Genomic DNA, 24497 nt, shown 5'->3' with positions numbered 1-24497 from the left:
CACGTCAGCGCGGTTCCTGGGCCCGGGCCTGGCTGGCACTCCAGTCCAGCAGCAGGCTGTAGGCCACCGCCAGCAGGGTCGGCCCGATAAACAGGCCGATAAAGCCAAAGGCAATCAGGCCGCCGAACACGCCCAGCAGCACGATCACCAGGGGCAGATTGCCACCGCGACTGATCAGATACGGCTTGAGCACGTTGTCGACGCCGCTGATGATGAAGGTGCCCCAGATTCCCAGGAACACCGCCATGCCGTATTCGCCCTTCCAGGCCAGCCAGGCCGTAGCCGGAATCCATACCAGGGGCGGCCCCATGGGAATCAGGCTGAGCAGGAAGGTGACGATACCCAGCACCAGCGCCCCGGGAACGCCGGCAATCAGGAAGCCGATCAGCGCCAGCACGCCTTGGGCCGCGGCGGTGCCTATGACTCCGTTGACCACCCGCTGCACAGTGCCGGCCACCAGTTCGATGTAATACCCGGCCCGGTCGCCGATCAGGCGCTCCAGCAGCTTGTGCACGAACAGCGCCAGGCGCGGACCGTCGCGGTAGAAGAAAAACACGAAGACAATACTCAGGGTCAGTTCAAGAATGCCCCCGCCAATCTGCGCACTGCGGGCCAGCAACCAGTTGCCCACCTGCCCCAGGTACGGCTTGACCGCCAGCATCAGGGCCGCGCCCTGCTGGTCGATGCTGTCCCACAATGCCACCAAGCGCTCTCCGACCAATGGCAAGCCACCGAGCCAGGCGGGAGCCTCGGGCAGCCCGTCCACCTGCACGTCCTTGATAAAGGCCGTGGCATCGCGCACATGATCCGCCAGGTTGAGGCCCAGCCAGACCAGGGGCGCCGCCACCAGGACCATCCAGCCCAGGGTCAGCAACGCTGCGGCCAGGGATTCGCGGCCATTGAGCCAACGGGTCAGCAATCGCATCAGAGGCCAGCTGGCAAAGGCCAGCACCGCGCCCCAGAACAGCGCCGACCAGAAAGGCGCCATCACCCAGAAGCTGGCACCGAACAACACCAGGAGCAGGATCTGCACCAGCAGGCGATCGTTATTGGGCATGAAATGTCTCGCGCAAGAAGAATCAGAGAAGAGTAGGCGAACCCGCGAATGCGGGCCGCCTGAAACAGCTTAACGCAGCCGCTCGACGTGCAAGCCGCTCACTTCGGTGTTGCCGGTCTCCATGCGCGTGGCCAACACGCCCTGGCTGATCAGGGCCTGGCGCCAGGCTTCAGCCTGCTTGCCGGACAGGCTGATCCGCATCGTGGTGTCCAGATTCAAGCCCCGAGAGAGCAGATTGAGCCAGACGGGCTGGGGGTCCGTCAGTTTTGGCAGATCCAGTTTTCCCGTGTCCTTCAGTTGCCGTAGCAAGGTCGCCGAGGTGGGCAGCAGGTCGCCCAGAGGCGCTGCAGCATCAAACTGTTCCACATGGAGGTAGGCCCGGCGATTACCCCGGGTGATGCTATACAAGGCCACCAGGGTGTTCTCCTGGGGCTCCGCCAGGCGCAACAGCAGATAGGCCTGCTGCTCATCGGCGCCGTACAGCTTGGCGTTGCCGAACACTTGATTGGCCCACAGGCTGCTCTCGCCGCAATCCCTGGCCTGGCACCAGAACAACAGCTCGGCCCCCTGCTTCTGCAGGGCCTCCCGGGCCAGGGTGAAGGCCTCGTTGGAGGTGCGCTCGGCGGGTAATTGGTAGGTAATGGCGGTGAGTTTGCCCCTGGCATTGACCTGTCCGTCAAAACGCAGCTGGCCGCTGATCCTGCGGACCGACCCCAAGGGGTAGACGCGCTCCTGCTCCACTTCGGGGCGGTAGTCGACGATTTGTGCGTCGGTCAGACGGGGAACCAAAGGCAGGTCATGACTGCCCGGCAGATCGGCGGCAAGCGCCAGCGAGCTTAACAAGGCCAAGCTCAAAGCACTGACTGAACGCATGAACACTCTCATCGGATAAGCATGGCCTGGGCGCCTTTGACGACGCTGGCGTCATCATTGCGCTGCGGAACCTGCAAGCCGCGCTGGACCGCAGGCCGGGCCTCCAGGGCCGCCATCCAGCGCTGCAGGGCCGGCAATCCCTGTACCGAGACACCGGACCATTCATGACCGCGCACCCAGGGGAAGGTGGCGATGTCGGCAATGCTGTAGTCCCCGGCCAGGTATTCGACCTGCTGCAGACGAGTATCGAGCACCTCGTACAGGCGCCGGGTTTCATGCTGGTAGCGGTCGATGGCGCCCTGGAGCTTTTCCGGGAAATAACGGAAGAATACGTTGGCCTGGCCCTGCATGGGCCCCACCCCGCCCATCTGGAACATCAGCCATTGCATGACGATGGAGCGGCCCTTGGGGTCGGCGGGCAGCAACTGGCCACTGCGCTCGGCCAGGTACACCAGGATCGCGCCGGATTCGAACACGGGGAAATCACCATTGTCGCGGTCGACGATGGCCGGAATACGTCCATTGGGATTGATCTTCAGAAACGCTGGCGCCTTTTGCTCCCGCTTGTCGAAACTCAGGGCGTGCACGGTATAGGGCAGGCCGAGCTCTTCGAGCAGGATGGAAACCTTGTGGCCATTGGGGGTCGCAGCGGTGTACAGATCTATCATGGTTGTCTCCCATTTCAACCCGCCCAGCCTCGACAGTTGACCCCGTCAAGTCAAGGAACGGCGAAAAACCGATTGAAACAGTCTGCGACAAAGCTGGCACCGGTCTCATCGTTGAGATGCAGATGGTGGCCGCCTGGCAGCTGCTCACGGCTAAAGGGTAGACGCTGCAACAGCGCTTCATGCCTGGCCAACATGCCATCGGCCGCTACCACCAATTGAGTTGGACAACTGACACGCTGGACGAAGGACATGGCCTGTTCCTCGGTCAGCCGCAGCGGCGAGGCTAGGGTCAGGCGACTGTCACTGCGCCAGGTGTAGCCACCGGCAACCGGCATCAGGCCACGCTGGGCCAACAGTTCGGCAGCCTCGCGACTGACCGCGACCAATCCCTTCATCCGTGCTTCGATGGCCCGCTCCAGGGTGCTGTAGACCGGTTTGCTCTTGTCCTGCAGGTTGATTTGCGCCTGCAGGGCCATGCCCAGGCGTTCGGCGGCGTCCTCGCCCTTGGCGGTCGGTGGAATGACCCCGTCGATCAAGGCCAGATGGCTGACCCGCTCCGGCAGCGCGGCCGCCAGCACCAGGGATACGATCGCCCCCAGGGAATGGCCCATCAGGGCGAAACGCTTCCAGCCCAGCTGTTCAGCGACTTGCAGCACATCGTACACGTAGTCCCACAAGGCATAGCCGGCCCCCAGGGGGCGATGCCCGGAATGACCATGGCCGGCCAGGTCCAGGGCAACGATACGCAGACCTTTGAGCTTGGGCGCCAGCCGGGCAAAGCTGTTGGCGTTGTCCAGCCAGCCGTGCAGGGCGATGACCGGTAAACCGTCCTCGGGCCCGAACAGATGAGCCGCCAGTTCGATGTGGGGCAGACTCAGGCGCACTTCCTCGACGGTATGGCTCATGCACAACTCCGTTGCTGGCGATCGTCCCAGCGGCTGAACAGCTCCTTGAGCAAGGCCGCCGTGGCAGTGGGCCGCTCAAGAGGAAACATGTGGCCGCCGGGCATGGTCAGCGACTCCCCATGGGGCATGCGCCCCACTGCACTGGTGTGATGACGCATCACCACCCGGCTCTGCTGCCCCCGCACCACCGCCAGGGGCACCTTTAGCTGGCGGGCGCTGCCAGGGCTGGTGTGGGGCACGCCGCGATAGATGCTGATCTCGGTAGCCGGATCGAAGCGCAACCGCAGGCGGTCGCCCACTTGCTGCAGGCCATGCTGCAAATAAGCGTCCAGACAGTCCGGATCGAACGCGCGAAACAGGGTCTTGCGCGAAAAGTAGCTGCGGGCCGCTTCGATATCGGCAAATTCCTCACGACGTCCCAGGGTGCGCCCGGCGGGAGTCAAGCGGTCGATGAAACCAAACCGCTTGGCGGCGCGGATCACCCATTGATCGGCCCGGGTCAGCACCGGGGAATCGAGCATGACCACGCCCCGATACAGTTCCGGACAACGCAAGGCCGCATGCAAGTGCAACACCCCGCCCAATGAATGGCCGACGCCCCATACCGGCTGGGCCTGCTGTTGCAGGTGGTGAATCAATTCGTCCACCAGGCTGCGCCAGTTATCGTCCACCGGAAAACGCGGGTCATGGGCGTGCTGCTGCAAATGGCTGACCTGGAACTCAGGCGCCAGGGCAGCGAACAACTTGCCGTAAGTCCCGGAGGGAAACCCATTGGCGTGAGCGAAAAACACCTGTTGCGACATACCGACTCATCCATCCACCAAACCAACAACGATTGTCCGCAAGGCCCCGTACCAGGGCAATGACCGTAACGGACAGGAATGCTGACACCCGGGCTCAGCCTATGACCCGTTGCCTCAAGCCACCGGCGGTTTCTGTCCCAGCGGCACCACGGCCATGGTCAGGCGCGAGACGCAACTGGCCTTGCCTTCATCACTGCTCAAGCGGATGTCCCAGACATGGGTAGTGCGCCCGATATGAATGGCCCTGGCTACCGCTGTCACCCGACCGCTGCGCAAGCCCCGCAGGTGGTTGGCGTTGATCTCCAGGCCCACGCAATAGAACTGGCTGGCATCGATGCACAGATAGCTGGCCATGGAGCCGACACTTTCCGCCAGCACCACCGACGCGCCGCCATGCAACAGGCCATAGGGCTGGTGGGTGCGATGGTCGATGACCATGCTCGCCGTCAACGACTCCTCATCGTAGGACTCGAAGCGAATATCCAGCACTTCGCCGATGGTGTTCTTCTGGATTGCGTTCAGTTGTTCGATGTTCGGAGTGGTACGCCACAGACTCATCGCCGCTTCCTTCTCTCGGGTTGTTCTTGTCGATCAATCCTGCCACAGCACGGCTTCGCCACGCTCGCTCCAGGTTTGAAAACTGGCGCCATAGGTGGCTTCGATCACATTGCGCTTGATCTTCAGGGTCGGGGTCAGAAAGCCGTTCTCCACGGCCCAGTTGTCCTTGACCACCACTAGCCGATGCAAACGCTCGTGTTTGTCCAGACTGCCGTTGACCTGAACCAGGAGACTTTCCAGGCTGCTGTGCAGCCCTTCCCGGGAGCTGCCGCCAGCAGCCTGCAAGCCGGCCGCCGAAAGCACACACAACCCCAGGGGCGCGCTCAAGCCATCGCCCACCACACACACCTGCTCGATATGGGCATGCACCGCCAGGCGATTCTCGATGGGGGCCGGGGCCACATACTTGCCCTTGCTGGTCTTGAAGATTTCCTTGAGCCGGCCAGTCAGGCGCAAATTGCCGGCAGCATCCTGCTCCCCCTTGTCCCCCGTGCGCAAAAAACCATCCTCGGTGATGGTTTCCGCCGTTTTCTGCGGGTCCTTGTAGTACCCCAGCATGGTGGCCCCGCTGCGCACCTGGACCTCCCCCGCCTCATCGATACGCACTTCGACCTCCGGACAGGGCCGGCCGATCCAGCCCGGAACATGCTCCCCGGACCGCCCGATATGGGAATAACCGCAGCTTTCGGTCATGCCGTAGACCTCCAGCACGTCCAGCCCCAGGCGGCGATACCAATGCAACAGGGTCTGAGGTACCGGCGCCGCGCCCGACAAGGCCACGCGCAATGCGTCGAGCCCCAATCCGGCCAGCACCTTGTGACCGACGCGCCTGCCGATAAAAGGCAGGCCCAAAAGAAAATCCAGGCGCTTGGCCGGCACCTTGCTGTACACCCCCATCTGGAACTTGGTCCAGATCCGCGGCACGCCAAACAGTGCAGTGGGCCGGGCACGCTGCAGGTCAACCAGGAAAGTGTCGAGGCTTTCGGCAAAGAACACGGTCTGCCCGGTGTAGATCGCCGCCATCTCGACGAACATGCGTTCGGCCACATGACACAACGGCAGGTAGGACAGCAACCGATCCTCGGGGCCCAGGCCGAAAAGCCCGACGCCGTGGCTGGCGGCAAAGCCCAGGTTGCCGAAACTGTGCATCACGCCCTTGGGCAGGCCGGTGGTGCCAGAGGTGTAGATGATGGTGGCCAGTTGATCCGCAGGCGGGCAAGGGCTATCCGCCAGGGGCTGGCTACGCTGCACCTGTTCCCAGTCGAAATCGAAATGCCCCTCGGGGCCCAGCGGCAGACGGATGGTGGGCAACCCGGGTTTCAATCCCGGGGCCATGCCCGGCCAGTCATCGAGCTTGCCGATGAAGGCCAGGGCCGACTCGGAATGCTCCAGCACCTGGGCCACCGAATCGGCTGTGAGGTTGGGATACAGCGGCACCGACACATGCCCGGCCATCCAGATCGCCAGGTCGCTGATGATCCAGTGCGCAGAGTTCTTGCCAATGATTGCAATGTGGCTGCCAGGAGCCAGCTGCCGTTCCCGCAGCCACTGGGCGGCACGACGGGCCTGCTGGCCGACGTCGAACCAGCTCAACGCCTGCACCTGCCCTCCGGCGCTGGGCTGCACCAGGAAACGTTGCAGGGGATGACGAGCTTCGCGCTCGTAGAACACTTGCAGCGGCAAACGAAAAGCAGCAGCCATGACTCGCTCCTTTGTTTTTATTCTGTTCGCGACACCAACCAAGCACTTGCTTGGCTGACTATTCCACGCACAAAGGAGCGCTGCAAGTTAAGAAATGTAGCGGATCACGACCCGATACCGAGCGGGGGCAAAAGGTCATGACGGCCAGGGGATTCCCTGGCCGCCGCCAGCGTCAAGGGTGCTTGACGCCGTTGAGGGTCATCAGCCCCGCCAGAGGCCAGTCGCCTTCCAGCTCCGCCAGGCTGGCGGTGTTCATGGGCTGGGGATCACGCAGATGGCCATGCTGCAACAGGCCGATCAGGCTACCCACCAGGGGTTGATGGCTGACCAGCAGCAGATTGTCCGCACCGTCCAGTTGCTGCAGCACCTGCAGCGGATTGGCCTCCGGCGTCAGCCAGGACACGGTGCGGATCTCTGCTTCGAACCCCAGGGCCTCGCGTACCAGCTGGGCCGTTTGCTGGGCTCGTACATAAGGGCTGGCGATGATTGCGCTGATGGGCTGGCCAATCAGTTGCGCGGCGCTGCCCAGCACTTCCTCACGGCCGTGGGCGGTGAGATTGCGTTGGGCATCGGTGGGCGCGTGGGATTCGGCCTGGCCATGGCGCAGGACCCACAGTTTCACAGCTTGGGCTCCTCATCGCGCACCGGATGGGGCGCTGGCGGCACGCTATGGGGAGCCTCCCCTTCAGGTGCTCGTGGGGTTGGCCAATCCGAGAACGGCCAGGGCTTCTGTTCGGTATGGAAGCTGCCGAAACGGCCGATCTGAGCCAGGAACTGACTCAGGCTGTCACCGAAGTTCATCAGGCCGGCATTGGGTGCGCCGTAGATCAACCGATAAACAAGCTGCACCAGGACCAGGGCGCCAAGGAGGAACTGCGCTACCTGCCACACCATCACGAACACCAGCATCCACAGCACGCGCAGGAGGATGGATTCGTATTTGGCTTCGGAATTCGTATCGTTCATGTCTGGCTCCTGTGCTACTCAGTTGAATCCGCTGGTGGAGATAAAATCGACGTCGGTTTTCGGCTCGCCGCGCATCAAGAGTTCGATCACCTGATTCAGCGTACGCCCTTCGAACAGGATCGCGTGCAGCCCGGCTACCAGCGGCATGTAGACCCCCAACTCCTGAGCCTTGACCTTGAGCACCTTGAGGGTATTGACGCCCTCCGCCACTTCGCCAAGACGCGTCACCGCCTCTTCCAGGCTCAGGCCCTGGCCCAGGGCAAAGCCCACCTGATAGTTGCGGCTCTTGGGCGAGGAACAGGTGACGATCAAGTCACCGACACCCGCCAGACCGAGAAAGGTCATGGGGTTGGCACCCTGGCTCACGGCAAAGCGGGTCATTTCCGCCAGCGCGCGAGTAATCAGCATGCTCTTGGTGTTTTCCCCCATGCCCAGGGCCACCGCCATGCCGGCGATGATCGCGTAGACGTTCTTCAGCGCTCCGCCCAGCTCCACGCCAAAACGGTCGGCACTGGCATAGACGCGGAACGTCCGGCCATGCAACACCGCCTGGACCTGCTGGCACAGTTCTTCGTCTTCGCTGGCGACCACGGTGGCGGTCAGGGCGTGCTCGGCCACTTCGCGGGCCAGATTAGGCCCAGAGAGCACGCCGATCCGCGCTTGCGGGGCGATATCCTCGAGGATCTCGCTCATCAGCTTGAAGGTCTGGGCCTCGATGCCCTTGGTCAGGCTGACCAGCATCTTGCCGCTCAACAGTTGTGCGTGGGGGGCCAGTACCGAGCGCAGGGCGCTGGAAGGCAAGGCGACAAAGCACAGGTCACTGTCATTCAGGGTGGCCAGCAGATCGGTGACCGGCTCCACCGCCGGATGAATCTTGATGCCCTTGAGATAGCGCGGATTCTCGCGATTGACCCGAATGGCCTCGGCCTGTTCGGGGTCTCGCATCCACTGCCGCACCGGGTGACCGTTCTCGGCCAGCAGATTGGCCACGGCGGTACCAAAACTTCCGCCTCCCAGGACCGCAATAGGGCGCTGTTGTGTCATATGCAATCCGTTTATCCATAGCAGTGGCGATGGCGGCATTATACGGGGCGGTTTTCCCACCACCAGCCCCAGCGGCCATTCAGACGATCTGTCGGGAACGGGTGGACTCATTCGGGGAATGTCGGGCTTATCGACTGGAAAACTCGACTTTCTCGGTTAACATGCGCGCCATCTTTCAAGATTCAAGGCTGTGCCGTGTCCATTGGCCCCTCACCTCTTCGTCTGTCACTGCTGCTGGGCATGTTGTTCGGCTATCCAGCGCTGGCCGACGATTTGTTCATGGATGGCAGCGCCCTGCCCGAGGTCCTCACCGCCACGCGCCTGAAGCAATCCCCTGCCGCAGTGCCCGGCAGCATGACGGTGCTCGACAATGAACTGATCAAGGCCAGCGGCGCTCGGGACATCAGCGAACTGCTGCGCCTGGTGCCAGGGATGATGGTCGGCGCCATCAGCGGCAATCAGGCCACGGTCAACTACCACGGCACCAACGCCAGCGAAGCCCGGCGCATGCAGGTACTGATCGATGGGCGCTCGGTGTATCGCGCGGGCCTGGCCACGGTGGACTGGAGCGATATTCCGGTAGCCATGGAAGACATCGAGCGCATCGAAGTGTTTCGCGGCCCCAACACCGTCAGCTACGGCGCCAACGCGCTGATGGCGGTGGTCAACATCATTACCCGCTCACCCGCCAACAGCCACGGCACGCGCTTCAAGGTGACCAGGGGCCAGCGCGGCATCAACGACTGGTACGCCAGCCAGGGCACTGGCTGGGAAAGCGGCGACCTGCGGCTGTCGTTGTCGGGGCAGGAAGACGATGGCTTCGACAGCCGCCTCGACGGTTCGGACTACCGCGACAGCAGGCGCTTGAATCGTGTCAGTCTGTCGGTGAGCCAGATGTTCAATGAACAGCAGAGCATCGATTGGCAATTGAACGCCAAGGAAGGGACTAATCAGCGGCCTTATACCTATAAACCAGTTTTCAAAGACTATGCCGAGAAAGGCTACAACTCTGACATTGTCGCCAAGGACTACGCAGGATCTCTACGCTGGAATCTGGAGATCAATCCACAACACAGCCTTTATGTACAGGGCTCGGCCCAACACTGGGACCGCCAGCAGACATGGAGAGCCTGCGATGCCGCAGTTTCCTTCAGCCCTGAACTGACGCGTCTTTGGCAACTCAATCCCTATTACGCCGAGCGCCTGGCGAGGAATATGCCAAGTACCTTGAGCGGTGCGCCCTCAGGAACTGCGGCGGAACGGGCATTGGCAAGCCAAATCATCGATCAATGGAATGATGGTGGCCAAAACCCCGTCTGCGGCAATATCGACCAGAGCGCCCGGGAGACCCGCTACGACCTGGAGTTGCAGGACACCCTGAGCCTCAGCGATAACCTGCGGCTGGTCAGCGGCATGAACTATCGTTACGACCGGGCCGACTCCGAAACCTACTTCAACGGCACCCTCGACGACACCACCTGGCGCCTGTTCGGCCAGTTGGAGTGGCGGGCCAGCGAACACTGGCTGATCCAGGGCGGGGCTATGTACGAAGACACCCAGCTGACCGGCAACTCGCTGACGCCACGGATCGCCGTCAACTACCTGATCAACCCGCGCCACGGGCTGCGCGCGGTGTATTCGGAAGCCATCCGCTCTGCGGACATGTTCGAGAACAACGTCAACTGGAGCTACCGGGTCACCGGCCTGAGCGCTCCGGTCTATGGCCAGAACAGCGCCCAGTACTTCGTCAGGACCCGTGGCCCCGGCAATCTTGACCAAGAGCACATGCGCTCTCGGGAGCTGGGCTACAACGGCTATTTCAGCGACCAGGCACTGAATCTGGACATCAAGCTGTTCTACGACGAAATCAGCGGAATGATCAGCGAACCGCTGCGCAACAACCAGTACATCGCCAGCAACAACAACTCGGCGCGCTTCTCCGGCACCGAGGGCCAGCTGGACTGGCAACTGAGCCGCGCCGACCGCCTGCGCCTGACCTACGCCTATGTCCACGCGCAAGCCAGCAATCGCCTGGACCAGCACCTGACCGCCAGCAACAGCGGTTCTGCCGGCTGGCTGCGCAATTGGGGCCAGGGCTGGTCCAGCGCCCTCTTCTACTATGGTGACAACGCCCTCAACGGCTACCGCTTCCAGCGCATCGACACCCGCATCGCCAAGCGCCTGGCCCTGGGCAAGGCCAGCCTGGAACTGGCAGGCACGCTGCAACAGCGGCTTGACCATGAGCCCACCACCTTCGCCGACAACCTCTACGACTCACGGCACGTGGCCTACCTCAGTGCCGAGCTGGAGTTCTAGCATGGGCCAGCGCGGGCCCTGGAAGGCCCTGGGCATTCATCGCTGTCTCGGTATCTGCCTGATCCTCCTGGGCATGCTGCTGGCGACTCCGCTGCGAGCAGCCGACGTGTTGCTGACCGCCAGTGAAGGCAGCGACAGCGTGCACACCTTCACCGAGGAACTGGCCACCCAGCGGCCTCAGGATCAGGTGCGCTTCGTGCCATTGGCACAACTGCCGGCACCGAGCCAACTGCCCGCAGCCACGCGCCTGATCCTGCTGGACCTGCAAAGCCTCGACTGGCGCCTGCAAGACCCGCAAGGGCCGGCCACCCTGGTCCTGCGGATCAGCCGCCTGCAGGCCCAGCAGCGCCTGCAAGGCGCGCCTCACCCCAAACTCAGCCTGCTCTGGAGCGACCCACCCTTGAGCCGCCAACTGCGGCTGATCCACAAGGTGCTGCCCCAGGTGCGCCGGATCGGCGTGCTGTACAGCGAGGACAGCCAGTTCCTGCTCAGGGAACTGCGCGACGCAGCGCAATCCATGGACATGGAAATCGTCGCCGAACCCTGGGACAGCACCAATGACAGCCGCCCGCTGCAGAACCTGTTGCGCAACAGCCAGGTGCTGCTGGGCCTGGACGACCCCAAGCTGTACAACCCGAAAACCGTGAAGAACCTGCTGCTGAGCAGCTACGCCCGGCAACAGGCGCTGATCGGGCCCAATGCCGGCTTCGTCAGGGCCGGCAGCCTGGCCAGCACCTACAGCGACCAGCAGGACTGGCTGCAGACCCTGGACAGCCTGCTGGATCAAGCACCAGCCCACTGGCCCAGGGAGCTGTACCCGGCAGCCTTCAAAGTACTGAGCAATCCACAGGTGGCACGCTCCCTGGGCATCGAGGAAATCGACCCGCAAGCCGTCGCGCACCAGTTGAGTGAAGGAGAGAAACGCCCATGACATTGCGTCGCCGGTGGGATATCCAGACCCGCACTCAGCTCATCAGCCTGGGCCCGGCCCTGCTCCTGACTCTGCTGCTGATCAGTTTTTTCACCTTCGTGCGTCTCCAGGATCTGCGCCAGGAGTTGAACCATACCGGCCAACTGATCGCCAACCAATTGGCCCCGGCCACTGAGTACGGGGTGATCTCCGGCAACAACGAGGGCCTGGAAAGCCTGTTGCAAGCCACTCTGGCCACGCCTCATGTGCACTTTCTGGAAGTCCAGGACAGTGCCAACAACATCCTGGTGTATGTCGAGCAGCCGTCCGCCAGTCACAACCATGCCCAGCAGATCAAGGTCTTCCAGGCGCCGGTGCGCTTGCAGCGCATTCAGGTGCACAACGACTTTCTGCAGAATGATCCCGCCAGCCTGAGCCCCCAGGGCGACGGTTACCTGGGGCGGGTCATTGTCGGCATGTCCAATGACGCCTTCAGCCAGCGTCAACAGGAAATCCTCCTCAAGGCCGGGATTCTCGCCCTGTTCGCCCTGCTCTTCACCTTCTTCCTGGCCCGACGCCTGGCAGCCGGCCTGGCGCAACCCATCAGCGCCATGGGCCACGCGGTGAAGGCGATTCAGGAGGGCGACTTCAAGACGCCGCTGCCGATTGTCGACGACGGCGAGCTGGGCAATCTGGCGCGACATATCAACAACCTCGCCGCCGGCCTGGAACTGGCCAGCCGTGAGCAGCAACAGGCAATGTCACAACTGATCCAGACCCGGGAAGATGCCGAGCGGGCGAACAAGGCCAAATCGGACTTCCTGGCGATGATGAGCCATGAGCTGCGTACCCCGATGAACGGCGTACTGGGGATGCTGCAATTGCTGGAAACCACCGAGATGACCCAGGAGCAGAGCGAGTACGCGGCATTGGCCTCGGAGTCCACCGAGCACCTGCTGAAGGTGATCAATGACATCCTCGACTTCTCGCGCATCGAACGCTCGGCCCTGGAGCTGGAACACATTCCGTTCAACCTCGCCGAGTTGATCAGCAGCTGCGCCCAGGCCTTCCAGCACAGCGCATTGCAACGAGGCCTGGACCTGCAACTGCAGCTGCCGCCGGGCATGGAGTCGCTGCAGGTCAAGGGCGACCCTACGCGAATCCGCCAGATCCTGGTCAACCTGATCGGCAACGCGCTGAAGTTCACCGAACAAGGCAGCGTCACCATCGAGCCCCAGTGGCAGACCCTGGATCACGAACTCCTGTGGTTCACCTGCTCAGTGCGCGACAGCGGGATCGGCATCAGCCCGGCCAGCCTGGAACTGATGTTCGATGCATTCCAGCAGGCCGACAGCTCGATTTCCCGACGCTACGGCGGCACGGGCCTGGGCCTGCCTATCGCCCGGACCCTGGCTGAACGCATGGGCGGCACCCTGCGGGCCCAGAGCGAGGAAGGCCAGGGCTCGGTGTTCACCCTGGAAATCCCCCTGGCGCTGTTTCAGCAAAGCCTGCCCGTGCTGGCGCCGCGAGTGAACACGGCCGCTCACCAGGGCGAAGGCCGCAACGTGCTGCTGGTGGAGGACAACCCGGTGAACCAGACCGTGATCCAGGCCATGTTGCGCAGCCTGGGCTTCACCGTCAGCATCGTCACCGATGGCGCCCAGGCGGTACGCAGCGCCGAAAGCCTGATTTTCGAGGCCATTCTGATGGATTGCCGACTGCCACTGGTCGACGGCTACGAAGCCACCCGGCAGATCCGCCAACTGCCCGGCTGCGCTGATTTACCGATCATCGCCCTGACCGCCAACGCCTTGCAGGGCGACCGCGAAGCCTGCCTGGCGGCGGGCATGAACGACTACCTGGCCAAGCCGTTCAAGCGGGCTGATCTGCAGCAAATTCTCCAACGTTGGGTGCAGTAACAGGCTATTTTCCAACAGGTGCGACTGGCGTGACGGGCGAAAGTGCGGCAGTCTTAGGCACCCGACGGGCCCCGAAAAGGCCCTCAAAAAAAATTTCAGTGCACAAGTGTACATTCATGCCCTTTGCGCTGTGACTTTCACTACAACGCAATAGTCTATGAGTAGGCTGCCGGCTCGAGGCATGAACGCTTCGATCGGCCGGGAAGATTGCCCAACCCTGCCGCACGGGACTATTGAGGAGCTCGCATGACCAAACAAAACGCCTTTACTCGGGAAGACCTGCTGCGCTGCAGTCGCGGTGAGCTGTTCGGCCCAGGTAACGCGCAACTGCCCGCCCCCAACATGCTGATGGTGGATCGCATCACCCATATCAGCGAAGAGGGTGGCAAGTACGGTAAAGGTGAATTGGTCGCTGAGCTGGATATCACTCCAGACCTGTGGTTCTTCGCTTGCCACTTCGAGGGCGATCCGGTGATGCCGGGCTGCCTGGGCCTGGATGCCATGTGGCAACTGGTCGGTTTTTTCCTCGGCTGGCAAGGCCTGCCGGGCCGCGGCCGCGCCCTGGGTTCGGGGGAAGTGAAATTCTTCGGCCAGGTACTGCCGACCGCGAAAAAAGTCACCTATAACATTCACATCAAGCGCGTGCTCAAGGGCAAGCTGAACATGGCCATCGCCGATGGTTCGGTCAGCGTTGACGGCCGCGAAATCTATACCGCCGAAGGCCTCCGGGTCGGCGTGTTTACCTCAACTGACAACTTCTAAGGGTTATCCGCATGCGCCGCGTCGTTATCACTGGTCTGGGCATTGTTTCGTGCCTGGGCAATGACAAAGAGACCGTCTCCGCTAACCTGCGTGCAAGTCGCCCTGGCATCCGCTTCAACCCGGAATATGCCGAAATGGGTCTGCGTAGCCAGGTTTCCGGCTCCATTGACCTGAATCTTGAAGAACTGATCGATCGCAAGATCTATCGCTTCGTCGGCCACGCAGCGGCTTACGCCTACCTGGCCATGAAAGACGCCATCGCCGACTCCGGCCTGAGCGAAGAGCAAGTGTCCAACCCCCGCACCGGCCTGATCGCCGGCTCCGGCGGCGCTTCGACCCTGAACCAGATGGAAGCACTGGACATCCTGCGCGAGAAAGGCGTCAAGCGCGTTGGCCCGTACCGTGTAACGCGGACCATGAGCAGCACCGTTTCCGCCTGCCTGGCCACGCCGTTCAAGATCAAGGGCCTGAACTACTCCATCGCTTCTGCCTGCGCCACCAGTGCTCACTGCATCGGTACCGCCATGGAACAGATCCAGATGGGCAAGCAGGACATCGTCTTCGCCGGTGGCGGTGAAGAAGAGCACTGGACCCAGTCGTTCCTGTTCGACGCCATGGGCGCCCTGTCCACCCAGTACAACGAAACCCCGGAAAAAGCCTCCCGCGCCTACGACGCCAAGCGTGACGGTTTCGTCATCGCCGGCGGTGGCGGCATGGTGGTGGTCGAGGAGCTGGAACACGCTCTGGCCCGTGACGCGAAGATCTACGCGGAAATCGTCGGCTACGGCGCCACTTCCGATGGCTACGACATGGTGGCTCCAAGCGGCGAAGGCGCAATCCGCTGCATGCAGATGGCCATGTCCACCGTCGACGCACCGATCGACTACCTGAACACCCACGGCACCTCGACTCCGGTCGGCGACGTTGCCGAGATGAAGGGCGTGCGTGAAGTGTTCGGCGACAAAGCTCCAGCCATCAGCTCCACCAAGAGCCTGTCGGGTCACTCCCTGGGCGCCGCCGGCGTTCATGAAGCGATCTACTGCATGCTGATGATGGAAGGCAACTTCATGGCCGGTTCGGCCAACATCGACGAGCTGGACCCGGAAGTGGCCGACATGCCGATCCTGACCAAGACTCGCGAAGACGCCACCATCAACACCGTGATGAGCAACAGCTTCGGCTTCGGTGGCACCAACGCTACCCTGGTGCTGAAACGCTGGCAGGGCAAGTAAGCCCCGCCGCTTCGCCGAATGAAAAAGCCCCGACTGGTTCGGGGCTTTTTTTCGCCTGGCGTTCGCCGGTAAGCCGACGCCCAAGCAACCTGCACGAGCCTGCTTGCCAGCGAAAGCGCCTCACACCGAGAAGCGCGCCACCATGGTGTTCAGATCCACCGCCAGCCGCGACAGCTCCTGGCTGGCGGCGCTGGTCTGGTTGGCCCCCGCCGAGGTCTGCAACGCCAGATCGCGGATGTTCATCAGATTGCGATCCACTTCCCGCGCCACCGCGGCCTGCTGCTCCGAGGCACTGGCAATCACGATATTGCGCTCGTTGATCAGGGTGAAGGCCGAAGCGATTTCCTCCAGCGCCTGACCTGCCGCCTTAGCCACTTCCAGGGTCGAGCGGGCCCGGCTGTTGCTGTGCTGCATGGAACTGACCGCCTGGTCGGTGCCTTGCTGGATCCCGCCAATCATCTGCTCGATTTCCTGGGTCGACTGCTGAGTCCGATGGGCCAGGGCCCGCACTTCATCCGCCACCACGGCAAACCCGCGCCCGGCATCCCCGGCTCGCGCAGCCTCGATGGCCGCGTTCAGTGCCAGCAGGTTGGTCTGTTCGGCGATGGAGCGAATCACATCCAGCACCTTGCTGATGCCATAGACCTTCTGTGCCAGCTCTTCCACCTGGCTGGCATTGGTCGTCACATCCTCGGCCAGCAACTCGATGGAGAGCACCGTCTGATGCACCTGCTCACGCCCATGCTGGGCGATCCGGTCCGACTCCCGAGAGGCTTCGGAGGTGGCCACGGCATTGCTGGCCACCTCCTCCACCGCGGCGGTCATCTGATTCACCGCAGTGGCCGCCTGCTCGATTTCCAGGCTCTGCTGATGCAGGCCCCGGGTCGCATCCTCGGTCACGCAACTGAGCTCTTCCGAGGCGGAGGCCAACTGGCTGGAAGAGTCGGAAATGCGCCGGATGGTTTCCCGCAGGCTGTGCTGCATGGCCTTGAGCGCCTGCAACAGACGCGCCGGCTCATCCTTGCCAACCACCGTGATGTCACCCGTCAGGTCGCCGCCGGCCACCACCTCGGCGACACTCAGGGACTGGGCCAGGGGCAGGACGATGCTGCGGGTCAGCAACAATGCCAGGCCAATGGTCACCAGCGCCGCCACCGCGATCATGCCCACCACCCAGACCCGCGACTTGCTGAACACGGCCTGGGCCAGGTCCGTGGCCTGGGTCGCGCTCTGCTTGTTCAACTCGACCAGTTCATGCAGGGTCGCCGCCATTTCATCGGCCAATTGATTCATTTCGCCATTGACCACCTTGATCGCCTCTTCCAGCTGGTTCTGGCTGGAAAAGGCCATGACCTGGGCCTGGCGCTGCAGGTACTGCTTCTCAATGGCCTTGAAACGATCGAACAGGACCCGTTCCTGGGGCAGCACGATCAATGACTCATAGCGCCCCTGGGCAACCCCCAGGCCAGTCTTGATGTCGTTGATCTTCTTTTCGTTCTGGACAAGCGCTTGCGGGTCGCGATTGATCAGCAGACGCAGGGTCAGGGCACGGATGCGCAGCAGGTCCTGACTCATGTCACCGACGAACATGACGCTGGGCAGCCAATTGCTTTCCACTTCATCGGACTGCTGGCGCATATTGGCCATCTGCATCAGGGCGAATGCCCCGAGGGCAAACACCATCAGCGCCAGCAAGCCGAAACCCAGGCCTGCGCGCGGCGCGATATTGAGACTTCTAAGGCTCATTCCTCTGGCTCCTTCCTAGAGCGCTGCAAGAACTTGCAGCAGGGTGCTCTTAGACGGTATCGGGCCGTTGGAAAATTGCGTAAGACAAAAACGTGATATCAAAACGCCCTAGCACTCCAATACTTGGGCGTAAAACGATTCAGCGCACAGAAAATCGCTGTTCTGCCAACAAACGGTCGCCCTGAAAGACCATGAAGTGCCATTCGCCGGGCACCACTTCATGGTTCTCCGTGAATTCGTAGGCCATCACATCCTGAGGTGCATTAGGTACCAGTTTCTGGGTGATCTCGAACTTGTCGTGGCGCGCCCCGTCCGGGGTACGGATGCCCGGAGTCAGGTAGAGCAGAGTCAGGGGCTGATCCTCGGCCACCTTGCCCAGCAACTGGTAACGCATACCGAACTTGGTCCCCAGCTTGGCGGGCACCACCGAGGTTTGCTGGATCTTCTCGTTGCTGCGGCGCAGCACCCGCTCCCCCGATTGCAGCTCGGCCTTGGGCCCTTCGAACACGCCGTATTCCACCGGTCCTTCAACACGGACTTCGGCACTGGCCAGGCCAGTGAAGATCATCAGCGCCGCCAATGCGCTTAAACGAGTGAGGTGCATATCGCGCTCCTTGATTGAGATGGCGCGAGCTTATGAAGCAGGCGTGACAGGCTGATGACAGACTGGGGCCTGCTAGGGGCGACTTTTGGCGGGAAGGATGGCGAGGAAATTGTCATGGGCCACCTTGCGCGCCACCTCCTCCGGCAAGGCATCGAGGAAGACATCGAAGCTGTGCAGCTCGCGCCCCAGCTTGTTGAAGCGCCCGACCACATCCGAACCGAGCATGAAGCGCTCCGGGAAGCGCTCCACCAACTGCAGCCAGGCCTGGCTGGGGTTGCCCTGCTCATCCAGCAGATAGGGCGTGAGCAGGCTCCAGGACAGGTCGATGTACAGATTGGGGTAGCTCTCCAGCAGCCGCGTCAGGGTCGGCAGCAAGAATTCCAGGCGGGTCTGGTGACGATGGATCTCGGCGCTGGTGCCAGCGTGGGCCCAGATAAAGCGCGTATGGGGGTAATTGCGCAGCGGCGCTTCGATTTCTGCCAGGTACAGCGGGTTGCGTTCGCGCTTGGAGGTGATGTTGGAATGCAGCATGACCGGCAGGTCGTTCTCCGCCGCCAGGTGATAGACCTTGGTCATCGCCTCGTTGTTGGCCCGTGGCGTGTCTCCGGCAGTCAAGGCCGTGAGGTCGTCATGGCGGGTGAAGACCTCACCGATGCCCTGCCACAGCCCAGGATCAAGGTCGAGCATGCGCTGGATATGCGCCGCGGAGTTCTTGTCATTGGGATTGAAACCGGACAGGAAGGGATGAAAACGCTGACGCTGCTCAGGGGGCAGTTGCTTAACCGCAGCCGCCACCAGCACGTCGGTGGCGCTGTACCAGTAGGCATCAGCATCATCACCGGCGTAATAGCGTGGACGCTTGGGTTCATCCTCGTGCCATTTCTTGGCCACCGGAATTCCGGAAATCATCACCTGTTCAATACGGTTGTCAGCCATGGCCTCGAGCAACGCATCCATGCCCGCGGATTCCTGGAAGAAGTCCACGTAATGCAAGTGAGCATCGCTGTAGCGGTAATCCCGTGCCTGGGCCGCCACGCCGGGCAGCAGCATCAGCAACGCTGCGAGGCAGGTTCCGTATAAATGATTCCAGTACACCGCAGCTTCTCCAAAGGGTTGCAGCCGGGTAGACCCTGCACCCCAGCAGCAGGTTCAGAAAAAAGGGGAACGCCTGTGGCCCCCCATGCTCTATAACTTCAGCACCTTTACAGCCTGATCCGATATTCATCACTGCCTGAGGTTTGCCATGACCATTACCGTCAATACCGAGTCCAGCGAAGGTTTCCGCCACAGCATCCAGGTGGATGACCACCAGTTGTTCACCGACCTGCCCCAGTACGCCGGTGGCGAAGGCACCGCCCCCGAGCCCCATGACTACTTCGATGCCGCCCTGGGGGCCTGCAAGGCCCTGACCCTGAAGCTCTATGCGCAGAAGAAGAACATCCCGCTGACCGGGGTCACGGTGGAGCTCAAGCACGACAACAGCCAGGAGCCGCAAGGCAAATACGCCCTGCATGTAAAGCTGACCCTCAAGGGCGTGCTCACCGACGCCCAGCGTGAGGAGTTGCACCGGGTGGCCGACCGTTGCCCGATCCACAAGCTGATGACCACCAGCGAAGTCAGCATCGAGACTCACCTGTCCGAAGGCGCCTTCAGCCAATAGCGGCAAGGCTGGCACACGCGGGTTATGCTCCCGGGCATAACCCGATCAGCCTGGAATCCGCCATGAACTCACCCCTCGTGATCCGTCCCCGTGCCGAGGACGTTGAAGGCCAGCCCATCCTGCGCCCCCTGCCTTCGGCCCAGTGCCGCAGTGTCGGGCCTTTCGTGTTCTTCGACCATATGCTGGAAACCCGCTACCCGCCGGGCAAGGGCATGAATATCCGCCAACATCCGCATATCGGCCTGTCCACCCTGACCTACCTGTTCGCCGGGCAGATCCAGCACAAGGACAGCCTGGGCTCCGACCAGATCGTGGAGGCCGGAGACGTCAGCTGGATGACCGCCGGCAGCGCCATCGCCCATGTCGAACGCACGCCAGCCCCCTTGCTGGCCCAGGGGTTCGCCATGCACGGCCTGCAGGTCTGGCTGGCCTCGCCCCAAGAGCAGGAGCAAGGCCCGGGGCATTACAGCCATCACCCGGCCAGCAGCCTGCCGGTGAGCGACAACCTGGGGGTGAGCATCCGCATGATCGCCGGCAGCGGCTTCTGCCTGGAATCGCCGGTGCCGGTACTCTCCCCCACCCTGTACGCCGAACTGCGACTGCAGACCGCCACCAGCCTGCTGATTCCCACCGAGCACCCGCAGCGCGCGCTGTATGTACTGGACGGCGCGGCACAACTGGACGGCGAGCCTTTGCCCGTGCACGCGCTAGTGGTATTGCCGGAGGGGGAGAACGCCACGCTGTTCGCCGAAAGCGATTGTCACGCAGTGCTGATCGGCGGCGCGCCCCTGGACGGTCCGCGCCGGATCAATTGGAACTTCGTGGCCAGCGATCCGGCGCGTATCGAGGAGGCGCGCCAACGCTGGGCGGCCGGGGATTGGCCACAGGTGCCAGGAGAAAGCGAGCGCATCGAATTGCCACCCGCCCGCCACTGATCGCTAGGAGCCGGCTTGCCGGCGAACAGGCCCGTGAGTCTGGCGTTGCTCTCACTGACGCCTTCGCTGGCAAGCCAGCTCCGGAATCAGGGGCGACAGGTCAGCCGCGGAAAACTTCGTCCAGCAGGTAATGCATGGTGGCGAAGGCCCGCGCCGAGGTCTTGGCGTCGTACATCATCTTGCCCGGTACATTGGCGTGGGTATCGGTGAAGGAATGCACCGCACCGCCATAGCTGACCAGTTGCCAGTCCACACCCGCCGCATCCATTTCCGCCTCGAAGGCCGGCAGTTGCTCCTTGGCCACTAACGGGTCCGCCGCACCGTGCAGTACCAGTACCGAACCCTTGATATTGTTCGCGTCGCTAGGGTTGGGGGTGTCCAGGGTGCCGTGAAACGACACCGCCGCCTTCACTGGCGCGCCACTGCGGGCCAGCTCCAGGGCGCAGCAGCCACCAAAGCAGAAACCGAAGGTGGCCAGCCTGGAAGTGTCCACCGCTGCTTCGCCCTGACTCTGCAAGGCCGCAAAGGCCGCCTGCATGCGCTTGCGCAACAACGCCCGGTCATCCTTGAGCGGCATCATCGCGGCCCCGGCCTCACTGGCATCGCTGGGACGCAGCGACTGGCCATACAGATCAGCGATCAGTACCACGTAGCCCTTGGCCGCCACCGCCTCGGCGATCTTCTCCGCGCCGGCGCTGACGCCCATCCAGTTCGGCGCCATCAGCAACCCCGGGCGCGCGCCTTGATGGGCGGCATCGAAGGCCAGTCGACCTTCATAGGGCTGGCCATCGATCTGATAGACCACGGAACGCACTGTGATTTGACTCATGACTCAGCTTCTCCAGTAGAGGAACACCAGAATGAAAAAACCCGCCGAAGCGGGTTTTTCTTGCAACGTGGTTAAACCGACAGTTCAACCAGCAGCTTGTTCAGTCGGCGCACATAGGCCGCCGGGTCTTTCAAGCTGTCACCGGCCGCCAGGGCCGCCTGATCGAAGAGGATGTGCGACAGGTCGCCAAAGCGCTCTTCGCTCTGCTCACCGTCGAGTTTCTCGATCAGCGGGTGAGTCGGGTTGAACTCGAAGATCGGCTTGGAATCCGGAACCTTCTGCCCGCTGGCTTCAAGGATCTGGCGCATTTGCAGCCCCAGGTCCTGCTCGCCGATGGCCAGGATCGCCGGGGAGTCGGTCAGGCGGTGGGAAACCCGAACTTCGCTGACGCTCTCGCCCAGGGCGGTCTTGATCCGCTCCACCAGGCCTTCCTTGGTCTTGGCGACTTCCTCGGCAGCCTTCTTGTCCTCTTCCGAGTCCAGGTTGCCCAGGTCCAGGTCACCACGCGCCACATCGACAAAGCTCTTGCCGTCGAATTCGTTGAGGTAGCTCATCAGCCACTCGTCGATACGGTCGGTGAGCAGCAGCACTTCGATGCCTTTCTTGCGGAAGACTTCCAGATGCGGGCTGTTCTTCACCTGAGCGTAGGATTCGCCGGTGAGGAAGTAGATCTTGTCCTGACCTTCCTTGGCGCGAGCCAGGTAGTCGGCCAGGGACACGTTCTGCTCGCCGTCGTCGCCCTGAGTGGACGCGAAGCGCAGCAGGCCGGCGATCTTTTCCTTGTTGGCGAAGTCTTCGGCCGGGCCTTCCTTCATCACCTGGCCAAAGTTCTTCCAGAAGCCCTTGTATTGCTCTGGCTCGTTCTTCGCCAGTTTTTCCAGCATGTCGAGGACGCGCTTGGTCAGTGCCGATTTCATCGAGTCGATGATCGGGTCTTTCTGCAGGATTTCCCGCGAGACGTTCAGCGACAGGTCGTTGGAATCCACCACGCCCTTGATGAAGCGCAGGTACAGCGGCAGGAAGGACTCAGCCTGATCCATGACGAACACGCGCTGTACGTACAGCTTGAGGCCCTTCGGCGCTTCACGCTGGTACAGATCGAACGGTGCACGGGCCGGCACGTAGAGCAGCGAGCTGTACTCCAGCTTGCCTTCGACCTTGTTGTGGCTCCAGCTCAGCGGGTTCTCGAAGTCATGGGCGATGTGCTTGTAGAACTCCTGGTATTCCTCGTCCTTGATCTCGGTACGCGGACGGGTCCACAGGGCACTGGCGCGGTTGACGGTTTCCCACTCCAACGCCGGTTTCTCTTCGCCTTCGGCGGCAGCGGCTTCTTTGGGCAACTCGATCGGCAGCGCGATGTGGTCGGAGTACTTCTTGATGATGTTGCGCAGGCGCCAGCCATCGGCGAACTCGTCTTCACCGGATTTGAGGTGCAGGACGATGCGGGTACCGCGCTCGGCCTTGTCGAGGGTCGCCACTTCGAACTCGCCTTCGCCCTTGGACGACCAGTGCACGCCTTCGCTGGCCGGCAGGCCGGCACGACGGCTGAACACTTCAACCTGGTCGGCAACGATGAACGCGGAGTAGAAACCCACGCCGAACTGACCGATCAGGTGCGAGTCCTTCTTCTGGTCGCCGGTGAGGTTCTTCATGAAATCAGCAGTGCCGGACTTGGCGATGGTCCCCAGGTGAGTGATGACATCTTCACGGCTCATGCCGATACCGTTGTCTTCGAGGGTGACGGTTTTCGCGTCCTTGTCGAAGCTCACACGGATTTTCAGTTCGGCGCCACCTTCCAGCAACTCGGGCTTGGACAGGGCTTCGAAACGCAATTTGTCGACGGCGTCAGAGGCGTTCGAGATCAATTCGCGAAGGAAGATTTCCTTGTTGGAATACAACGAATGGATCATGAGGTGCAGCAGTTGCTTCACCTCGGTCTGGAAGCCCAGGGTTTCCTTTTGAGTTTCCACACTCATGGTCATCAAACTCCAATCAGATGGCTGTGGTCGCGCTCCGGAAGCGGAGAGCGGCGGGATGACATGGAAGTGGGGGTAGCTGACTGGATTTCAAGGGGCGAGACTCTCTTCAATCTTGAAATGTGCCCGGGCGGTAGCAATTGGCTCGTCGGCGGTGCTCTGCCAGGCCGTGATGGCGACGTTGGCCACTCTCCTCCCCTGCCGCCACACCTGGCAGCGAGCGAAGGTGTCACGAAACTGTCCGGCACGCAGGTAGTCGAGGGAAAAATCGATGATCTTCGGCACGCCGGGCGAGCCGGTGAGAATCAGCAAATGCAAGGCTGCCGCCAGCTCCATGAAACCGGCGATCACCCCACCGTGCAGGGCCGGCAGCAGAGGATTGCCGATATTGTCCTTATTGGCCGGCAGGCGAAACAGCAGCTCATCCCCCAGCGGCGTGCACTCGATGCCGATCAATCTGGCGTAGGGAATCTGCTCCAGCAACGCAGCGTAATCGCCCTGCTGACGAGCCTGCTCCAACAACCCTGCAAGACCCACGCTCATGCCCGCTCTCCCTTGATGGAGCCGGCGAACCCACGACTGCCCTTGAGCCCCTTGCCCATGCGCATGAAGGTACCGACCACGTGGGCCACGGGGCGTTCGGGATCGTCCTGATAGGCAAAGCCACGGGTGAAGATCACGTCAGTGGTGACCCGGTAACACTGGGCAAAGCCGTGCACGTCGTGATGAGGCATCGCCGGATGCATATAGTCTATGCGCAGGTCCAGGGTCGGACACACTTCGAACTCCGGCAGCACACAAAGCGTGGCCATGCCGCAGGCGCTGTCCATCAGCGTGGTCAAGGCGCCGCCATGAATGATCCCGGTTTGCGGGTCACCGACAATCTGCGGGCTGTAGGGCAAGGTCAGAGTCATGCCTTCCACCGAGGCGCTGTGTACCCTGATATCCAGCACCTGACAGTGGCGCAGAGCGGAAAGAAAGCGCGTCGCACGCTCGAAAATTGGGTTCTGCACCATGGCTTATGCCTCTTGTT

The 24497-nt window shown here is 62.2% G+C and carries 24 protein-coding genes and 1 pseudogene; 7 read left to right on the top strand and 18 right to left on the bottom strand.

Features of this window, described 5'->3' with window-relative positions; all coding sequences use genetic code 11:
- Positions 1-4 precede the first annotated feature (4 nt).
- The 10 genes from DWF74_RS24740 to DWF74_RS24695 form a co-directional block, all read right to left on the bottom strand.
- Entirely contained in the window at positions 5-1057 is a 1053-nt protein-coding gene (locus DWF74_RS24740) for an AI-2E family transporter (RefSeq protein WP_102863944.1), read from the bottom strand.
- A 69-nt stretch (positions 1058-1126) separates the two neighbouring features.
- Positions 1127-1930, bottom strand: a complete 804-nt coding sequence (locus DWF74_RS24735) for a DUF4892 domain-containing protein (protein WP_205413464.1) — start codon at positions 1928-1930, stop codon at positions 1127-1129.
- 8 nt (positions 1931-1938) lie between these two features.
- Positions 1939-2598, bottom strand: coding sequence for a glutathione S-transferase family protein (locus DWF74_RS24730; protein ID WP_102878906.1), 660 nt, complete (start codon positions 2596-2598; stop codon positions 1939-1941).
- 50 nt (positions 2599-2648) lie between these two features.
- Positions 2649-3503 (bottom strand): alpha/beta hydrolase, encoded by an 855-nt coding sequence (locus DWF74_RS24725; RefSeq protein ID WP_102863947.1) that lies wholly within the window; start codon positions 3501-3503, stop codon positions 2649-2651.
- A complete protein-coding gene (locus DWF74_RS24720) occupies positions 3500-4306 on the bottom strand; it encodes an alpha/beta fold hydrolase (protein ID WP_102863948.1) in 807 nt (268 codons plus the stop codon). Before DWF74_RS24720 ends, DWF74_RS24725 begins: the two co-directional genes overlap by 4 nt.
- A 114-nt stretch (positions 4307-4420) precedes the next feature.
- Positions 4421-4864, bottom strand: coding sequence for a hotdog fold thioesterase (locus tag DWF74_RS24715; protein ID WP_102863949.1), 444 nt, complete (start codon positions 4862-4864; stop codon positions 4421-4423).
- A gap of 33 nt (positions 4865-4897) precedes the next feature.
- Complete coding sequence (locus DWF74_RS24710; RefSeq protein WP_115581886.1) at positions 4898-6565, bottom strand: AMP-binding protein; 1668 nt, start codon at positions 6563-6565, stop codon at positions 4898-4900.
- 172 nt (positions 6566-6737) lie between these two features.
- Positions 6738-7187, bottom strand: coding sequence for a phosphohistidine phosphatase SixA (gene sixA, locus DWF74_RS24705; protein ID WP_102863951.1), 450 nt, complete (start codon positions 7185-7187; stop codon positions 6738-6740).
- On the bottom strand, positions 7184-7531 hold the full coding sequence (locus DWF74_RS24700; protein WP_102863952.1) for a DUF4389 domain-containing protein: 348 nt from the start codon (positions 7529-7531) through the stop codon (positions 7184-7186). The genes sixA and DWF74_RS24700 overlap by 4 nt, the downstream gene beginning before the upstream one ends.
- Before the next feature lie 18 nt (positions 7532-7549).
- Complete coding sequence (locus DWF74_RS24695; RefSeq protein ID WP_102878901.1) at positions 7550-8575, bottom strand: NAD(P)H-dependent glycerol-3-phosphate dehydrogenase; 1026 nt, start codon at positions 8573-8575, stop codon at positions 7550-7552.
- A gap of 195 nt (positions 8576-8770) precedes the next feature.
- On the opposite strand from DWF74_RS24695, the gene DWF74_RS24690 reads away from it, so the two are divergent.
- The 5 genes from DWF74_RS24690 (at position 8771) to fabB (ending at position 15714) form a co-directional block, all read left to right on the top strand.
- Complete coding sequence (locus DWF74_RS24690) at positions 8771-10891, top strand: TonB-dependent receptor plug domain-containing protein (RefSeq protein WP_115581885.1); 2121 nt, start codon at positions 8771-8773, stop codon at positions 10889-10891.
- 1 nt (position 10892) lies between these two features.
- Complete coding sequence (locus tag DWF74_RS24685) at positions 10893-11822, top strand: ABC transporter substrate-binding protein (protein WP_102863955.1); 930 nt, start codon at positions 10893-10895, stop codon at positions 11820-11822.
- On the top strand, positions 11819-13720 hold the full coding sequence (locus DWF74_RS24680; protein WP_102863956.1) for an ATP-binding protein: 1902 nt from the start codon (positions 11819-11821) through the stop codon (positions 13718-13720). The genes DWF74_RS24685 and DWF74_RS24680 overlap by 4 nt, the downstream gene beginning before the upstream one ends.
- A gap of 246 nt (positions 13721-13966) precedes the next feature.
- The gene (gene fabA / locus DWF74_RS24675) at positions 13967-14482 is read left to right on the top strand and encodes a 3-hydroxyacyl-[acyl-carrier-protein] dehydratase FabA (protein ID WP_011060067.1); all 516 of its coding nucleotides are present in this window, start codon (positions 13967-13969) and stop codon (positions 14480-14482) included.
- 11 nt (positions 14483-14493) lie between these two features.
- Positions 14494-15714, top strand: a complete 1221-nt coding sequence (gene fabB / locus DWF74_RS24670; protein WP_115581884.1) for a beta-ketoacyl-ACP synthase I — start codon at positions 14494-14496, stop codon at positions 15712-15714.
- Between the two features lie 120 nt (positions 15715-15834).
- On the opposite strand, the gene DWF74_RS31090 is transcribed toward fabB, so the two are convergent.
- The 4 genes and pseudogenes from DWF74_RS31090 to DWF74_RS24655 all read right to left on the bottom strand — a co-directional run bounded on the left by DWF74_RS31090 (position 15835) and on the right by DWF74_RS24655 (position 19114).
- Positions 15835-16698, bottom strand: coding sequence for a methyl-accepting chemotaxis protein (locus tag DWF74_RS31090; RefSeq protein WP_375538615.1), 864 nt, complete (start codon positions 16696-16698; stop codon positions 15835-15837).
- A pseudogene (locus DWF74_RS31085) lies at positions 16690-17460 on the bottom strand (MCP four helix bundle domain-containing protein); the annotation flags it as partial. The pseudogene DWF74_RS31085 and the gene DWF74_RS31090, both read right to left, overlap by 9 nt.
- 139 nt (positions 17461-17599) lie before the next feature.
- Positions 17600-18064: a DUF3859 domain-containing protein gene (locus DWF74_RS24660; protein ID WP_102863958.1), complete on the bottom strand. Its 465-nt coding sequence runs from the start codon at positions 18062-18064 to the stop codon at positions 17600-17602.
- 72 nt (positions 18065-18136) lie between these two features.
- Positions 18137-19114, bottom strand: coding sequence for an amidohydrolase family protein (locus DWF74_RS24655; RefSeq protein ID WP_115581883.1), 978 nt, complete (start codon positions 19112-19114; stop codon positions 18137-18139).
- A 193-nt stretch (positions 19115-19307) separates the two neighbouring features.
- On the opposite strand from DWF74_RS24655, the gene DWF74_RS24650 reads away from it, so the two are divergent.
- Together DWF74_RS24650 and DWF74_RS24645 are read left to right on the top strand one after the other, a co-directional pair.
- Entirely contained in the window at positions 19308-19724 is a 417-nt protein-coding gene (locus DWF74_RS24650; protein WP_102863960.1) for an OsmC family protein, read from the top strand.
- A gap of 62 nt (positions 19725-19786) precedes the next feature.
- Positions 19787-20659 (top strand): pirin family protein, encoded by an 873-nt coding sequence (locus DWF74_RS24645; protein ID WP_102878894.1) that lies wholly within the window; start codon positions 19787-19789, stop codon positions 20657-20659.
- A 100-nt stretch (positions 20660-20759) separates the two neighbouring features.
- On the opposite strand, the gene DWF74_RS24640 is transcribed toward DWF74_RS24645, so the two are convergent.
- The 4 genes from DWF74_RS24640 to DWF74_RS24625 form a co-directional block, all read right to left on the bottom strand.
- Positions 20760-21488, bottom strand: a complete 729-nt coding sequence (locus DWF74_RS24640; RefSeq protein ID WP_115581882.1) for a dienelactone hydrolase family protein — start codon at positions 21486-21488, stop codon at positions 20760-20762.
- 71 nt (positions 21489-21559) lie between these two features.
- On the bottom strand, positions 21560-23464 hold the full coding sequence (gene htpG / locus DWF74_RS24635; RefSeq protein ID WP_102864108.1) for a molecular chaperone HtpG: 1905 nt from the start codon (positions 23462-23464) through the stop codon (positions 21560-21562).
- Positions 23465-23554: 90 nt separating this feature from the next.
- Positions 23555-24007: a PaaI family thioesterase gene (locus DWF74_RS24630; RefSeq protein ID WP_115581881.1), complete on the bottom strand. Its 453-nt coding sequence runs from the start codon at positions 24005-24007 to the stop codon at positions 23555-23557.
- A complete protein-coding gene (locus tag DWF74_RS24625) occupies positions 24004-24480 on the bottom strand; it encodes a PaaI family thioesterase (protein WP_102863964.1) in 477 nt (158 codons plus the stop codon). Before DWF74_RS24625 ends, DWF74_RS24630 begins: the two co-directional genes overlap by 4 nt.
- Between the last annotated feature and the right edge of the window lie 17 nt (positions 24481-24497).

It is taken from the genome of Pseudomonas protegens (genome assembly GCF_003363755.1).
Lineage (GTDB): Bacteria > Pseudomonadota > Gammaproteobacteria > Pseudomonadales > Pseudomonadaceae > Aquipseudomonas > Aquipseudomonas danubii.
This window is presented reverse-complemented; position numbering and strand designations above follow the sequence as displayed.